This is a genomic window from Lentibacillus songyuanensis (genome assembly GCF_039548255.1).
Classification (GTDB): Bacteria; Bacillota; Bacilli; order Bacillales; family Amphibacillaceae; genus Lentibacillus_C; species Lentibacillus_C songyuanensis.
In genome coordinates, this window is the sequence record NZ_JBCLVH010000019.1 from 38,169 (window position 1) to 54,635 (window position 16,467).

Consider the following 16,467-nt stretch of genomic DNA (forward strand, 5'->3'; position numbering starts at 1 on the left):
TTTTATTTAATGAGATGGGCATACCAATCAAAATCTAAGCCCATTAACCTCAGGGTACTTTGATATGGTATCGTAGGAAGTGAAGATTTTAATGATAGCAACTCTCTTCTAATTTCATTTTTGAACTTTGTTAATTCCGTTTGATTAAGAAATAAAGAAATACAAAACATCAAGGTATAGATACCGTGTCTATAACGTTCAATTTTTTCAAACTGTCTTCTGTCTAAATGAAGGGTTCTCCCTTTTAAACTATTTATTTGTGAAGCTTGAGGAAACTTATTTAAATACTCCATAAATTCATCATCAATAGGAGTGTGAACATTATTACAGTAAAACCGTTCATTATGGGCACATGAATTCCGAAAAAGACCTAAAATACGTATTACTCTTGAAGCATTTAATACTTTTAATTCGTTTGATAAGTTACTACCTTTTAATTTTAACTTATCCAATACTAATAATTGAACATCTAATGTTAAGATTTCAAACAATTTACTTATGTTTCCAAAAGTCATGATATTGGAAAGTATCCACATTGGCAAATAGGTATGTTTGTCCAAATACGAACTAATCGATTTGTTTTTTTTACGTTGCTGGCCAATTTGTCTATACAGTATAGCTATTAAAGAATGATATATATCATCTTTATTTATTATGTATTTTTTTGGGTTAAATTTCATTGTGTTATTTCGTCTTGGATTCGAACCAATTACCGTATATTTATGTCCACTTTTTTCATTCACTACATATGTTTTTACATCCATTAAGTCATAGTAATCACGTCTCAAATATTCACTTTCTCTGTGTAAGTAGTTAACTAATTTATTTTTCCCCATGTCAGTATGGTACTCATAAAAAGATTGCACAATCACATCTTTGAGATGCTCCTCTATCTTTAAAATTCTTTCCAAGAATATTCTTCTTAGTTTTCCGTCAAATATATATAATGCTTCTAAATGAGAAGGCGTTGTCCCTGGCAAATAATAATCTTCATTAGGATCTGCATAACTTGGGTAATTATTTATATCAGCTAAAAAAGGATCTTTGTAAGCATTTATTAAATTATAATAATTATACTTTTTAATGACCCCACGTTCCTTTTCTTTATCTTTGGGTATTGTCATTCCACGTTTTCTTAATTTATCTAATCTACCACGGAGCGTTGTATAATTTTTCTCCATACTTTTCCCCCTAAAATGAGAAAACCCCATATATACTCAAAAGGTACATACAGGGTTTTCTAACTGATCTCTAATATTATTATACAATATAAAAAGGAATATGTCATGTATTTTATTTATTTTGTTTAAAAGTTTGTCAATTTAAATTTGGACACACAATACTCCTTTAGTTTCAGCCAATCTGTTCTGCTATCGCGCCCGATCGCGGTATAGGCTAATTAATTGTCGTAAAAAACGCGGTTCCACATACAACAACTAAAGCAATTGAAAGCCCTATTTGATTTTTACTCTTGTTTGGCATCTGTTTAATCGCTACAAAGAGCGTAATGAGTCCATACAATACTCCACATATGAAAATAAATTGTAATATCGGTGAATCCAATCTAAATCCACCTTCGTGTCGTAATCTGGCCCGATAATGAATTTTAGGACGTTTCCTTATTCCGTTAAAGCGCCCTTTTGTGGAAGATCCCTAACTTTCTTACCCCAATGCTAGGCAAAAAAGATTAATCCTGATATGTATAAGGGGAAGAGGAATTTAGAAGGTTTTTTACCCCACCACGGTAATATGGCATTAACTCATTAGCGGTTTGTAAGTCTACCCATTTGATTTCTAAGATTTCGTCTTTGTATTGTATAGAGGCTTCCCCACCTATAATCTCTGCTCTAAATGTAATAAACAAAGCGTGGTGTTCCTTTTCTTTAAAAAAGGCTTCATTCACTGCAATAACATTTTGAACTCCTATTTTCAAACTTGTTTCTTCCTCTGCCTCACGAATGGCTGCCTGTTCCAACGTTTCACCCTGTTCAACTTCTCCGCCAGGGAGAGACCAGCCACTACCTTTGTTATTCACCATCAAGACTTTCTCATCGTTTTCATCATAAATAAGTGCGTATGCTACATCAATTCTCTTCATTTTAACCATCCCCCCTTGGAGTTTAATTCTGCCCAATTTAACTTTCAGAACTTCGTTATCCTCACAAGAAACTATGCCACAAAATGGCCCGATCAGGCACAATCCTTATTCAAGAATTGCGCTCCGATTGCTTAACAAGAAAAAATTAAAGAAGTGCATTTTTCTCCTCACTTGGGTAATCAATTGAATCAGCTATTTTAACTAATACTTCAGCAGTAACCTTATCAGAGACCCTTCCATCAACACTTAGCATATATTGCCAATTATCCCTTTCAAAGACTAATACATACCAACCACCGTTAAACTGCATATATATTGCTTCATTTCCGTTTTTCAGGTTCACCTTTTTAATAATATACTTATTTGGAATTTGAATTTTATGCTCGACGGGGTGAACATCTATTTTATAATGATTTTTGGGTGTATTTTCATTTACGAACTTCAGATCTAAAGTGTCATTTTTATCACCATCTAAATCACTAAACTTCCCAAATAATGAGTAAAAGTTATAGGTGGAATTCTAAGTGGTAGTTTTAAGTCTCGGTTAAAATGTTGTTCAAATTTTTTTATAGCTTCTTCAGCTGTCGTATACCCACCAAACTTAGGGTAGAATTCTTCCAAGGGGCTAGGTTTACTGTTAGTATTTGCATATACTGTTCCGTAATTTACCCCACAAAAGAAGATGCTGAAAACAATCAGTAACAGAGAAAATTGTTTCTTTACTAATCACCCCAAAATTATATTTTGGTATATTTTCAACAGCAAACCTAACAACTATTCCATTTAGTTCAATAAGCCATGGCTCAATGCTTTAAAGGGCGCAGAGCCTTATTCATTAACTGCGTCCTTTAATTGAACTATTTATTAGGATTACGATTAATAAACTCCGCTATATCTGCTTTTAATGTATACACAAGTTGAAAATAATCCTCTTCTGAAAGAGTACCTTTCTCTTTCCACTTTTGCATTTCCCGATAATGATAGTCCGCAAAATAACCTTCCAAATCACGCCTTGAAACGCCTTGCTTTTCAGCCATTTCCGCAATGGAAAGTCCCTTTTTCCAATACCGATTATACTCCTTACCATCTATGCCTAACAATGCATAAATCGCATCATAATCATAATGAATCTGATAAACCATTTTTCCATCTTGGCTTTCTGGATTTTGTTTTTCTGCTTTTACAACTGGAGACAAAGCTAAACAAAAGAATATTAATAGAATCAATATTTTTAGGCCAATTTTAAACATGAACTAGCATCTCCTTGATTTCTTTTGATTCTTATTATTTTGTGGAGTTTTGTTTATTTCATGCCTTAGGAAATCAAAAAAACCATCAGTTTTGATGATTTCCTATCGTTTAATTAAATTGCCCAATCCTAAATACAGGGCGCAGATCTTTACTCAGGAAGTGCGCCCGATTGATGAAGAACTTTTTTATAGGAAAATATTGTAATTAGTAAACTGATAGCAAAAAGAATAAATGCAAACTGTATCGTAAAATACATAATCAACTCAAGCGAGGTAAGTTTTCTTTGTTTTTAGTCCTTTCTAAATCCCTTAGATAAAAACCAGCACTTATAATAAGCAAGGCGCTAGCTACAACCCTTAAAATTTCCACAAGAAGAACCAATTATATAACCCCTTTCCCCCAATGCATTTTTCCGTTAAATGGCCCGATCGTATTATATGGTTAACCAGTTATTTCTGGTTGACCTATTGTGGAATTGTCATCTATTCAATTGTATCAAATTTTTTAAGTGAAACGTATTCATGTGGTAACTTTCAACTCATTGCAAAAACCTTAGCTCGATAGGCATGAATAGTGTTGACTAAATCTTCAATGGTAATAATGAAACAAATCCCCCTATCGCTGTTTCCGCAACGAAAGGGGGATTCTACCCTAATATGCTTCCGGACACATTAGAGATTAAAAACATAAAAAGGAAAAGATATAAAATAGTATCTATCAACGTGGTTTAACCAGTCATAGATCATCACAATTGGAGTCATTACGAATATATTAACATCAACCTAATTAAAAGGGCAAACAAAAATATCGTTTAAAATGTTGATGTATTGGTGTTTTTACTGTTTTCATTCAAACGCGTTTTTGTTTCCATAAAAACCCCGCTACGGGTGATAACATAATACCGCTGCTATGCTGCTAAATCTGTCCTAACCAAATATTTTAGTCCCTTTCATATTACATTTCTCTTTATTGGTTGTTTTTTATTTCATTCCGGTTTTGAAAATAATGAATAGGGATACAGAAAGACGATGCCAAGATGCTAATAAATAAACTCAATAGCTTACATCATCGATAATTTAAGCTAAAAAGAATCTAAGAAATTACATCTGACTTCTTGTATCAACCCACTCTCGTTATAAAAGTTAGCTAAATAGGAGGAAACTCATTCCTTGCTTCTATTTTAAATTCGTTACCATCCAGCAAATAAAAAGATTCGCTTAATTTTTTTGTTTTATCTACTACACAGCTATCCAAAATGGCACGAACCTTAATATCGTGTAAAAATGGTTTTAATTGCTCCAACAACGAAAGCGATTCTGTTATTAAAATCAATCGTTTATTAAGTGAATTCCATTTTAAATACATCATAAGGTCATTTAAGCCACCCCGAACAACGTAAACGTACATGGCTTTATTGTTAATCATAATCGATCCAATAAATGGGTCAGCTGCGGGCAATAGGTTATTTGGATGAAACCGTTCATAAAAATTTAAAAACAAAAGCCTTTTTAAAATGTCGTTTACCGAAAATTTCACCCAATAATTATTTTCGTATCCTGAAAAACCAACTATTTTTGCCCCATTAATGCCTAATGAGTAGACCGCAATGCGCCGATCACCATTCATCACCAATTCATGCTTTACAAGTCTGTTTCGTTTCACCATCCGCTTCACCTTGTCTTTATTAAGTGAAAACAAGTGAAATAATTGTCTCGCTGTTATTAAACCAACTGATGCAACAGCCAGTAATGCTTCCTGTTCATTACTGGCTACTTTCCCTAAAATAGGTTGTTCCTTAAAATTTGATGGTGTTCTGCTCCAATGTACCGACCAACTATGTTGCAATGAAAAAGGGCTAATAGCCATAAGCTATCAACCCCTTAAATTACTCTTGTGATTCGCGTAACAATATGCTCTTTCTTTGCATCCGTATTTATAATTCTTACAAGTACACGATCACCTTTAGCTACATTTTCATGGATCAAATGACGAGCCAGGGAATCGACACCATCCTCTAAATTAACAAACACCCCATACTCTCTAACACCGGAAACAACACCCACATATTCACTATTTCTTTTATAGCGTTTCAAACAATCAGGATATGGATTTTTTTGCGTTGCTTTGGCACTCACTTTGACCTTCTTCTCTTCCGCATCAATTTCCATCACTTTGACATGGAAATGATCGCCAGCTTTAATTTCCTCGGTCAAATCGTCAATCCAACCATAACGAACATCATCAATAGGAATTTTCACCTCGATCCCACCAATGTCAGCCCGAATCAGGTTTGGGCTAACATTGCTTACTACCGCAACAATCGTATCCCCTTCCTCGATCCGATTCAAAGTAATCGTTGCCATTTGTTCCAGTGCTGCTGTTCGGGAACCAACAAAAATATCATTTTCCCGATCATAGCTTAACACTTTAAAAGCAACTTTTTTTCCGGTCATGGCCCGTAATTGCCGCTTGTTGTCTACTCCCATCTGTTCCAATGGAATAAACCCACGCACCATATCAATTTGTATCACAGCACATGTTTCCTTTTTATCGTCTGCCCGTGTCAAATCCTCTATCGCAACAATGGGAGCCTGTAAAATTGTCTTATTTTGATAAGCCCCATAAATTTCTTTCCATGTTTTATCGTAATGCAGGTTTTCCCCTTCCAATTTTTCTGGATTAAACCCTTCAATCAACATACTTCCAATTTCATGACTCATATTTTTATTCTCCTTTATCGCAGTATTTTTAAATAGCTATTTCAATAGTTCACGCATGTAACATTCTTTCCATCTCATTTGACAGTATCGCAGTAATCGATTGGTGCAAGCATTCGATTTCGTCAGTAGGAACATGACTGATAACGGTTGGTTTGCCAATTCGTTTTCCAATAGTGTAAAGAACTCTAATTTCTGGGTCTTCCGCTTGTACGTTTTTAGCTATATTGAAAAAGACATTTTGAATTTGCGCTTTTCCTTTCAGCGTAATCGTTCCAAATTCCACCGTATCTGTATCCAAACGATAAGAGCTGTATTTTTCGCCCTTAATATACCTTGCTAAAGGAAGATTACGTTGCAAGCAATAGCTAACTTCCTTATTCGTTGTCGCATAATGATCAAATAACGGGGTATCTAAGATATCGTTATTCATTTCACACCTCACTTTCCCAAATAAAATGGACTTACCAAAAATCGTTATCTTGATCCTTTGGCAAGTCGCTTTGAAACGAAAATGTTTTTGTTTTAACCTTAACATTGCTCCTTTCAGGTTGGAATCCTACCTTCAATTCAGCAGGTTCGTAATTTAATTCATCTAATTCTTTTAGTTCGTCATCTGAAATATAATGTCCATCTCCTTCTACCATATCACTCCTTTCAAGTGTCATCTTACTATTCAGCCCCAAATGGGTTAAGTCAGGATCGGGTGCATCGTTTTCTTCTTTTTTATCCTGCTGCAAGACTTTTTCGTTTGTCCTTAGGGGAACAGTATTTTTATCCTTTATATTTCGAATTAATTGATCCTTCAATTTTGAAAACACAGGCTCCTTTTTGGATTCTTCCCATTCCCTTAACTCTTTCCAGTTTCTTGGTACAAAACTCCCCATAGCAATTCCTGGTGGCTGTGGTTTTCCATCTTGCAGTAGTTTATGGATAAAGTGAAATCGTGGCAACCCATCCATAATATCGGTAAAATCAAATCGATATTCTTCCTGTTCGGTATCCCTATAGTTGTCAGGGAAGAATCGAGGAATTAGAATTCTATTTTTATAGGTACTCTGCCGCATAATTACTTTATCCTTTCCAAATTCCTCAGCAAATTCTTTTGCATCCTCACTGGAAAGTCCACCAAAAACAAGTTTGTTTCGACATGATGTTAAGATTGCTTGTTTCATAGCCTTTGCATTGAGGTTTCCTGATTCAATTTCTAATTGGCCGAGAGATTGCGTTGCAAACACACCTGCTACCCGATATTCCGCGGCAAGGGATAAGAAAATCTCTACATCCGGATTTATATATCTTGAATATTCATCCACAATTAAAAAATGTGGTACTCTCGTTCGTTCTGTTCCCGGTCGTCTAAAAGTACCGTTTTGTAAGTGCATAATTATAAATTGCCCAAATGCATCGCCTGACTTCCTTAATAGGCCCAATGCGGTATTTACTGCCAATACCCCACCCTCGGCAAAATGCTTATCAATATCAATGTCACCTTTTCCTGTCATGATATGGCGTAGTGCTTGGTTACTAACGATGTTTTCAAGTTGTGCCCGAAGTCCAATAACAAATTGTCTGTATTTATCTGCCATACTTCCCATAAGTTCTGATTCAAAAAAGTGAACAAGGTCGGTTTGCCCATCCCTTGCCCGTAATTCAGCAACCCGTTTCTTTAAAACATCCGGGTCACGCAATGTATTCATAACATCTATAATATCTAGTTTGTCATCATATAATTCTTTTAGGAGTTTCGTGACGTTTCTTGCAGACAGCTCTTGTACAGTTGCAAAGAAAGCATCTTGTTTACCGAACAAACCTTTTAATACAACAACCGTTGCTTCTGCGACTGCGTTTATTTCACCTTCCATTGGATTAAACTTTGCTGTATTGGATTTGAATGGGTCAACATGTGTTACCGATATATCCATTTCAACACACATATCATTCACCATTTGTGCAACGTCTCCTTTAGGCTCTACAACTGATAACCCCAATGGAATACCACGTTTTTTCATCAGTAACAACTGATATATCATTGGTTTTAAGATAGTGGCTGTTTTACCGGAACGAGTGGCTCCTACAACAAGCATGTGTGTAAAACAGTCATCCCCTTGCCATTTTATCGGTATTGGCACTTGCATCACTCTTTCTATTTTTTATACTATTTTGGTCTTCTCCGGCTAAATGGGCTGTTTTTCTTGAAAGTAGCTTAATCAACCAAAAACTGTTTTGAATTACATTCTATCAATTATTTCTTCTATATCATCCTGTTCAACCGGATCGATGATTTTCATAGAGTGATTGTTGATGATAAGCATTAATAACACTGAAACAATAAAGACTAAAATATAAAATGCGAATATAAGTTTAATAAAGTGTTTGTCCTCCATATCAAAATCCTTTCCGACCTCCTTATTAAGACCATATGGGTTCTATGTTTTCACAATAACAATACATTTCATAGTCAATGCTATCCTGGATAAGTGAGATAATAGTTTCGTCAGCGCAAAGTTCTGACCAGTATTTCCCATATTTGAGATAAAGCCATTTTTGGAAACTCAAATGTTCGTCACCCCTTTTCTATATGGAATCGTTTAGTTGATAGTTTCAGTTTCTCTTATTGAAAGTTTTTTTAGCCAAATTAGTTCCAGCCTTATCTGACATGTACCCCGTATTTTAACAAATCCATTTATTTTTCATCTTCATGAGAACCGAAAACAATAATCTTGTCCGTTATTTTGCACCCACTCTTTAATGATGATTTCAATATGTTGATTGTTTTGATCTTAATACCTCAAAACAGCTTTAGTATCGCCAATTACTTGAACTTGAACATTTTTTCTTATTTAGAAAGCCCATATTTTTAAAATTGGGAATAAAAAAAGGACCTGCGAAGTCGCTAGAGAATTTGTTCACTTTTAAAAAGAATAACTGTCATCACCTTTATAGGAATTTGGCACATTAATTGGTAATATGTTGTTTTCGTTTGCTTCCTTACGCTCAGTGAATACATACAATTCTGCTTTCTCAACTAGAAACTCTAAATCTGCTTCACTTACCAGTAATTCGTTTCCATTTTCATTATCAATATAGTTGAGTATGATACTCTCTTTTAATCGTGTGATCCGTTCAGTATCCAATTCTTTTTTTAAACGTAACATGATAAAATTCACCCCATTCTTATTATTTTTTAATCAAATCGGTGGCGCCTGTTCTTCTGACTCTGTGGAATTTCCTAGTATAATGATGATTTCGTTACTGTCCTCTTTTTCCTTTTTCTTCTCAAGCCATCTATCAATCTGACCTTTTTTCGACTCTTTTTGAATCCGTTGATTACCACGCTTTCGTTTATAGGAAATCTCCGCTCTAATGTAAATGACATTTATATAAATAAGAAATGCTGTAATTGCGGCAAGTGAAATTTTCATCATAAACAACGAACTGATGAAATAATCCATTTTCCAGTGATAATACACCAGACCACCCAATGAAAACGCGATATAAAGTGATATTGAGAAAATAAGCATCCTGTTTAACCGTTTGCTCCGGTCTGTATTGAACAAATGACCAACCAACAGGTAAATTAGTCCAAATGCAATTCCAATAAAAAAAGGAGTTTTACCACTGGGGATATAAACACCTTTAAACATAAGACAAAATAATATGGTATTGGTTAATAACGAGAAATAGACCACAAGCACAGACGCCATTTATTGGTCACCTTCTTTACGATTCTTTCCAAAAACATTTTTGTTGGATGTGCTGGGCAAAAGCTAACACTTCTTGCGGATTTACAACTAAATATTCGATATGCTGTATGTCACTAAGCATTTTCTTATGGAAATCCACATGGCTTTTGATCGTACTGGTTAGAGCTAGTATTTTTTTGCCATCACGTTTATAATCCTCCTTTCTGTACCGTTTTATTTCTTCTAGTTTCATGAGGTCGTTGTCGAGTAAGTCCAAGAAGTATTTTTCTTCCTCGTTGTGCTTTACAACATAATCAAATTGTGTATTTGATTCAAAAGCATTTTTGGAGGAAGTGTCATTCAATAAATTCAAGCCTAATTCACTTAAAAAAAGTTCATGAAACGCTTTGTTGTCGCTCGATATGTTCAAATATCCCGTAGCAAAGTTGAATGGGATAACTTTAATGCTGCCACCTTTGATCAGCTTATCGGTTTCGTTTGCAAATGAGTGAATAACCGAATTAAAACTTGGTGCGCCACGTGTTGTTATCAAAGCACTTTCAAATGGATTGCGATTAATTTCTTGTTTGATACGCATTAAGGTGGTTGCATAAACTTTTTTCAAAAATATATACAATGCATATTCCTTAGAGTTATCAGGATTGGTCAACGTGCCTTGTAACATATCGTTTCTATTCAAGATATGAAAGCTTTTAATTTCTCTGCTATCCCGATAGGTCCAACCGGTATTTTGCAATGCTAGAAATAAATCATTCGCTGTTAGTAGGTAAGGTAGTCGGTGCTTGCTTAGTCGTATATCATCTGCTGTGTAGTCTATGGTGTATCCGTTCTTTTTTAGCAAAGTGATTCCTTTTCCGCTAATTCGGTGATAGGTTCCTTGTCTGTTTTGTTGGAGAATATATTTACCACTAATTTGTTCCGTATATATATAGCCATTATTTCTTAGAAAGCCCAGTTTTTCATAAACATACCATTTCCCTAACCCCCTAATATGTGCAACCTGGGCTGTGCTTAACGCACGGCATTTGTACATTTCATATAAAAGGTTTAAATCTCGCTGTTGTGCAACATCTTTTCTGTTGTTTTTTGGCATACTTTTCTTGAATTTCACCTCGTTTTCGTTATTCGGAAAGTAGGCTGTTTGTTTCCGGGTTTTCTGCTGGTAATCGAACAATCCTCAACAAACCACTTCGAATTTTCTCCCTTTCGTTTATTCGCTTAAAAGTAAAGAATCTCTTGACAATCGAACTTTTTGACATTAAAAACATCCCCAATATACAAATATCACTTACCCCCAATATTAGTTTCCCCCAATATAGAACTATATTTGGGGTTAGATTGGCTGCTTTTTTCATCCCCAATATAAATGCTATTACGAGAAAAAATGAAACGTTTTTTTTGCTGATTCATCAAGCGTTAATTCCTTTTCTTTTTCTTTAAAATAATGTGCTTTGTATTCCGATTTACTCAATAAATAATCTGTATTATGTTTTAGATTCTCATGGTGGCACAACAAAAAGTCTATAAAATCTATAAAATTATTTCTCGGTACTACATAAACTTGAAGATGATATTTTTCCTCATCCAAAAATCCTATATCCATATTCCAAACATTACGCCAGTGATCATCACCAATAATACGTGTTTGCCTTATGGCATCCTGAATAAACTTTTTGTTTCTGTTGTCTAAATCTCGTATAATCTTATTCCTAAAGTAATGCACATAAACAATTACAGCTTCATTCATCACTGGAAGTTTCATTTGCGAGTAATCATAACTGTCAAAAGTTGCACGGTAATAATAATGACGTAATATAGAAAGGTATTCTTGATCATTTTCTTTATAGGTAGGAAGCATACCTTCATATCCAAATTGAAAGACCGGATAATCCTTTATAATCAGAGGTTTAACCTTTGCCATTGGATAAACAGTTGTTCTCGTAATCGTTTTCTCATTTTCCCCTAACCTATTGATTTCCTTCATAATTTCCTGTTTGAACAACTCTAATTGCTTTAACATTTCTTTTAGTTCATCTGCTTTTTCCCACATTTTTGCATATCCCCCTGTCTGACAGCCTAGACGTAGATAAATGAAGAACTACATAATTATTATTTGTATCTTTGTCCGACATCCTTTTGCAATTTACCATTTGTCTGACAGCTTAAACCCTTTTGTTTCTTATAGTCTAACTATCAATGAAATTCAGTTGTCGGACATTTTATTGGCTAACTGTACAAGATAAATTTTGTTGGACAAATTTAAAAACACACAAACAAAACGTTGATTATACATCCCTTTTAGCATACTATTTTGTCCGACAACTTTATTAATTTATTTTTTCGATATGAATTCTTTTACATATTGCATAGGGTTAACTTTTTCACCACTAACTAACACTTCAAAATGTAAATGTGGGCCTGTTGAACCACCCGTTGAACCAATTTTTCCAATTTGCTCACCTGCTTTTACCTTAGTTCCGGCTGGAACACCCTGTTCCATTAGATGAGCATACCTTGTTTCAAAACCATTTCCATGATCTATAGCAACAAAATAACCATAACCATTTCCCATTCTTTCACTAGTTGAATAAAATGTAGTGCCGCTAACTGCGCTAACGGTAACTGTGCCATCCATGAAAGCAACAGCAGGTTTGCCATGTATACCATCCCAAGCTATATCAATACCGTTATGATCGGGCCTATCTGGTGGTCTAAAGCCTGAAGTAAGATTTTTCGTATATGGTGCAACCCAAGCCTTATCACCAACTATTTCAACTTCACCTGCTATCTCACAATTCATTGTTAAACCACCGAATTCAGCTGCAAATTGATTCACAACAGGAACCCAATTAGTATTTAATCCATTTGGATCATTATCAGCATCCAATGGTGCATACACGCTGCCTAAATCATTAATTGTAACTAAGCCTCTTGTGTTTACTAATCTATCTAAAGTTTTCCCCATAGCATCTATACCCTCTTCTAATGATGAATACTTAAATAGTGTCGTTGAGTTTGTTGAGGGATCCATTAGTCCTCCTGGGTTATTATAATTTTTTACAGCGTTAGATGTTCCCCAAGCCGTTTCGTGCATAGCAATCGCTGCAAATAAAACAGGATCAATATTATGTTCTTCTGCTGATGTAATAAAATAATTGCCTTTACTTGATAAAATACCACCTTTTTCAAAGGCTTTATTCCATTTCGTTTTATTTAATCGTTGTGATTTATTACATACGACATAATCACTATCCTCACCGGCACTAGTTGAATCTATTTCATCAAACGTGCTCGAAATTAAAACAGGCACAATCATCACGAGCAATACCAGTGTAATAATTAAACCGCTTAATGCAACGCCTAAGATTATTAATATTTTTTTCATTGATCATCCATCCTATAACCCCTCCTTTTTCATTGGAAATTAATATTAGGATATATATGATTTACCTTGTACTGGTCATCCTTCTTAATTAATAGAATTGTATAAACATCTGTTACTTCTTTTTTATCTTGCTTTTCCGCATTAACTGTCTCGCCCTTGATATAAACGATGTAAGGAATTATATTTTCTTCTGCATCCTTTTTCGTAAACTTTTTTGATTCAATGATTTCCAACGAAATATATTTTCGATTAAATACGTTGTACGTTGGTGCTTCTGGATCTTCTAATAACGTTTCGTATAAATCGGGTGTCATAAATTCCTTACTTTTTTTAATAAATTTATTGGGATACCTACCATCCAGGTTGTAGAAAATTTCAATAAAATCTTTAGTGAGTTGTTTGGTTTCTTTTGTTGTCTTTTTTCCAAATATCTTTTTGTAAGGAACCGACAATTTCGATTTATCCACTTCTTGTGGGTCAAATAACTTTGGGTCATCATCGTAATCTTCTCCGTAATTGTTTTCGTTTGATTTTTCCTCTTTCATTTCTCCATCCATTTTGTTTTCATCCCCTCCGACTTCTTCTTTTACTAGCTGATCCTTATTCGTATAATCAGTAACAACCATTGGTGTATCTCTGTTATCTTTTTTTTCGAATAAACCAAACAAAAAACCGCCAATTAAGGCGGTTATCGCAATTCCAACGAGTATATTGGTAAAAACGGTTGTTTTTTTAATTTTTATATCCCTCTCTTATTCTAAATTACCTTCAGGCGTATCTGTTGATGAATTACTACCCCTTTCTGTCTGCACTTCCCGATTTGGTGCATGTTGTTCAAATGATGACTTTTGTTCTGGGGTCATATTTTCTACTGTTTTGCTATTTGGAGTATGACCATTTTTGTCTTTGGATGACAACGGTTGCGAATCTATCATATTCCCCATTGGCACATCAGAACTAAAATCACTACTCTTATCTATTGGTGTTCTCATTTTTGATGAAGATAATGATTGTGAATCCATATTGTTGCCATTTGGTGTATCAAAAGTTAAATCACTACCTTTATACGTTGACGTTTCGAGTCTTGCTGTCGGTAATCCGGTATTAGATTCTTTCAAATCGTGACTGTCTAAATCACCATCGGCAGCCATCATCCTTTCGTTTTGTTTGATTAAGTCCCTTTCTTTCATTTTATCTGCAATACCGTTAACAAATTCCGTCTTATAATCTAATGTCTCACCATTATCCAAGCGATTTTTTATATCCTTATCAACATTTTGATAAATACTTCGTGGAATATATGCTGTACCAATCGCTTTATCATGTAATGCGCCATTAATCCCTTCCATTTCTGCACCAGTTAAATTTTGTTTCTCTAAGAAATTGTTAAAACGTTCTGTTCTTTCTTCCTTAATACCTTCAATTTTCTGGTGAGCTTCACTTTGATCCATTTTTAGGCTACTTGCCAATTGTTCTGGATACCCCCGGTCATCCTCACCTTCTTGTTCTAAATGCCTATCCAACGTGTTTTCATCTGTTTTAACAAGGGCAACTCCTTGAGCATTTAGGGAATCCCTGACATTTTCTTGATCGTTTTCGTTCGTTTCATTTTCATTCATAAGCTTATGGTCGCTTGATTCTTTCCCTTGCGCTAAAATCATATTGGAATTGTCCTCCGTGTTCATCATATTATCTTGCCCATTAGTCTTTTTAGTTTCTGCAAAATTCTTTAACATCTGTCCTTTGTAAGTAGCATTAGTAAAATCTTGAGTTGCGCCAGCAATACCATCGCTTTCACCCGTTAAGACTTTACCAACGGTAGCTCCCATATTACCACCCATAGTAGCCCCCATAGGCCCACCGTATGCTGCGCCAACGGCTGTACCAGCAACCGTTGCTGTCGTTTGAACAGTTTTCTTAACAGGTTTTGTTGTGACACTTCCCAAGCCTTCTCTTATTTCACCAACCATATTTGAACCAGAACTAAGGATGTTTGCTATTCTCTTTCTCAAAAGGAATATCGCAAAGAATAAAATGGTGTAGAACAGGGCATTGACATAGCTTGCTCCAAGCTGACCACTGAATAAATTTGAAGTAATTTCTTCCTCCATATCAACATATAAAGTAGTCAAAAACATCATAACAATTAGCATAAAGTGAAGGGCTATTTTTACTAACAATGGCAGGCTTAATTCAAAGAAATATCGTTTTAATACATTGAATTGACTTGGGAAACTTGCTATTAACAAAGCAAACGGTGCAATTAAAGCTATAATTACAAACCAAAATTGTGTAAATACAATAGAGAGAGCAATCAAATATATCGGAATGGATGTAATCCCGTTAAGCATAAAATAAACCAAAGTCATGTATGTTTTTTGTGGAACACTATCGTATGACATATAATAGTTCTCTCGTTCATTTATTTCCTCGTCAATAATTTTCTTTCTTTTTTTACTATCTGTTTTAGCAGTGACTAATTCATACACTCTTTCTTTTCCATCAAGGTCATTTATATTCAGTTCACTTAAATCAGAAGTTCCATACTGCAAAGAGAAATATGGTTTGTCTACAAAATGATCCCATAATGTTTTACTGAAATTATTAACTCTTGAATTATGGTTGTTTTGATCCACCTGTGATCCCACAACAAAATTTCCAATTTCAGTACTCATAATGTTCATGCCTTTTAAGAAGGAACTGTAATTCGTAAATAATAACAAGGCTACTGTTAATACAATAATAAACTTGAACAATTCACCAAACGAAGAAACAAAGGATCGCTTCCATACCAGTTGATAAAAAGCATACAGAATGACAACTAAAGCCATAATCCCAAATAAGGTTGAAAACATTCCACCCGAAGTAAATGATGGAATATAATATCCGGAAATCCCAACCATATCTGTTACTTTGTCAGAAGTTTTATCTATCGCCTTATCAATAAATTTAAAGTCCTGAGTCATTTCAAACGTACCGATCATCCACTTGGTAAAAGTTATATTGAGTGAAAAAATAACTTTATTGATCAGCATGATCGTTTCATTTAAACCTACTGATATAGCATCTGATGCTTTCCCCAGGACATTAAAAAAGCCTGCTTTATCATCGTCAGGCATACCAGCTTCTAATTTATAATAAAATTTTTCGCCATCTACTGAATACTGACTTCTATTGACTTCTCCGTCATCGAAGTTCTCCTTTGTTTCAAAATCTTTGTCCAATGCAAATGCAATATTAGAGGGAAAGAATGTAAAGGATAAAACGAAAAGAGAAAGTACAATAAAAAAATTTCTTTTCATAGACACC

At 34.6% G+C, this 16,467-nt stretch carries 17 protein-coding genes; all 17 read right to left on the reverse strand.

The genetic code is table 11. The features are described 5' to 3' along the window. Positions 1-2: 2 nt before the first annotated feature. The gene (locus tag WMZ97_RS16315; protein ID WP_343273154.1) at positions 3-1,181 is read right to left on the reverse strand and encodes an Abi family protein; all 1,179 of its coding nucleotides are present in this window, start codon (positions 1,179-1,181) and stop codon (positions 3-5) included. A 214-nt stretch (positions 1,182-1,395) separates the two neighbouring features. Then, the gene (locus tag WMZ97_RS16320; RefSeq protein WP_343273155.1) at positions 1,396-1,563 is read right to left on the reverse strand and encodes a hypothetical protein; all 168 of its coding nucleotides are present in this window, start codon (positions 1,561-1,563) and stop codon (positions 1,396-1,398) included. A gap of 124 nt (positions 1,564-1,687) precedes the next feature. Beyond that, positions 1,688-2,098: an NUDIX hydrolase gene (locus WMZ97_RS16325; protein WP_343273156.1), complete on the reverse strand. Its 411-nt coding sequence runs from the start codon at positions 2,096-2,098 to the stop codon at positions 1,688-1,690. Positions 2,099-2,243: 145 nt separating this feature from the next. Further along, positions 2,244-2,441 carry a DUF4367 domain-containing protein gene (locus tag WMZ97_RS16330; RefSeq protein WP_343273157.1) on the reverse strand — a complete coding sequence of 66 codons (198 nt, stop codon included), beginning with the start codon at positions 2,439-2,441 and terminating at the stop codon, positions 2,244-2,246. A gap of 514 nt (positions 2,442-2,955) precedes the next feature. Beyond that, positions 2,956-3,348: a hypothetical protein gene (locus WMZ97_RS16335; protein WP_343273158.1), complete on the reverse strand. Its 393-nt coding sequence runs from the start codon at positions 3,346-3,348 to the stop codon at positions 2,956-2,958. Between the two features lie 1,147 nt (positions 3,349-4,495). After that, on the reverse strand, positions 4,496-5,215 hold the full coding sequence (locus WMZ97_RS16340) for a hypothetical protein (protein ID WP_343273159.1): 720 nt from the start codon (positions 5,213-5,215) through the stop codon (positions 4,496-4,498). A gap of 14 nt (positions 5,216-5,229) precedes the next feature. Continuing rightward, positions 5,230-6,069, reverse strand: a complete 840-nt coding sequence (locus tag WMZ97_RS16345; protein ID WP_343273160.1) for a S1 RNA-binding domain-containing protein — start codon at positions 6,067-6,069, stop codon at positions 5,230-5,232. Positions 6,070-6,118: 49 nt separating this feature from the next. Continuing rightward, a complete protein-coding gene (locus tag WMZ97_RS16350; RefSeq protein WP_343273161.1) occupies positions 6,119-6,499 on the reverse strand; it encodes a hypothetical protein in 381 nt (126 codons plus the stop codon). A gap of 31 nt (positions 6,500-6,530) precedes the next feature. Next, the gene (locus WMZ97_RS16355) at positions 6,531-8,198 is read right to left on the reverse strand and encodes a type IV secretory system conjugative DNA transfer family protein (RefSeq protein ID WP_343273162.1); all 1,668 of its coding nucleotides are present in this window, start codon (positions 8,196-8,198) and stop codon (positions 6,531-6,533) included. 99 nt (positions 8,199-8,297) lie between these two features. Continuing rightward, the gene (locus tag WMZ97_RS16360; protein ID WP_343273163.1) at positions 8,298-8,453 is read right to left on the reverse strand and encodes a hypothetical protein; all 156 of its coding nucleotides are present in this window, start codon (positions 8,451-8,453) and stop codon (positions 8,298-8,300) included. Between the two features lie 528 nt (positions 8,454-8,981). Then, positions 8,982-9,224, reverse strand: coding sequence for a hypothetical protein (locus tag WMZ97_RS16365; RefSeq protein ID WP_343273164.1), 243 nt, complete (start codon positions 9,222-9,224; stop codon positions 8,982-8,984). A gap of 33 nt (positions 9,225-9,257) precedes the next feature. Then, complete coding sequence (locus WMZ97_RS16370; protein ID WP_343273165.1) at positions 9,258-9,773, reverse strand: hypothetical protein; 516 nt, start codon at positions 9,771-9,773, stop codon at positions 9,258-9,260. Positions 9,774-9,789: 16 nt separating this feature from the next. Beyond that, positions 9,790-10,866 (reverse strand): hypothetical protein, encoded by a 1,077-nt coding sequence (locus tag WMZ97_RS16375; protein WP_343273166.1) that lies wholly within the window; start codon positions 10,864-10,866, stop codon positions 9,790-9,792. 279 nt (positions 10,867-11,145) lie between these two features. Beyond that, a complete protein-coding gene (locus tag WMZ97_RS16380; protein ID WP_343273167.1) occupies positions 11,146-11,823 on the reverse strand; it encodes a hypothetical protein in 678 nt (225 codons plus the stop codon). A 282-nt stretch (positions 11,824-12,105) separates the two neighbouring features. Further along, the gene (locus tag WMZ97_RS16385; RefSeq protein WP_343273168.1) at positions 12,106-13,158 is read right to left on the reverse strand and encodes a peptidoglycan DD-metalloendopeptidase family protein; all 1,053 of its coding nucleotides are present in this window, start codon (positions 13,156-13,158) and stop codon (positions 12,106-12,108) included. Between the two features lie 29 nt (positions 13,159-13,187). Then, on the reverse strand, positions 13,188-13,826 hold the full coding sequence (locus WMZ97_RS16390; RefSeq protein WP_343273169.1) for a hypothetical protein: 639 nt from the start codon (positions 13,824-13,826) through the stop codon (positions 13,188-13,190). Between the two features lie 84 nt (positions 13,827-13,910). After that, on the reverse strand, positions 13,911-16,460 hold the full coding sequence (locus WMZ97_RS16395) for a CD3337/EF1877 family mobilome membrane protein (RefSeq protein ID WP_343273170.1): 2,550 nt from the start codon (positions 16,458-16,460) through the stop codon (positions 13,911-13,913). Between the last annotated feature and the right edge of the window lie 7 nt (positions 16,461-16,467).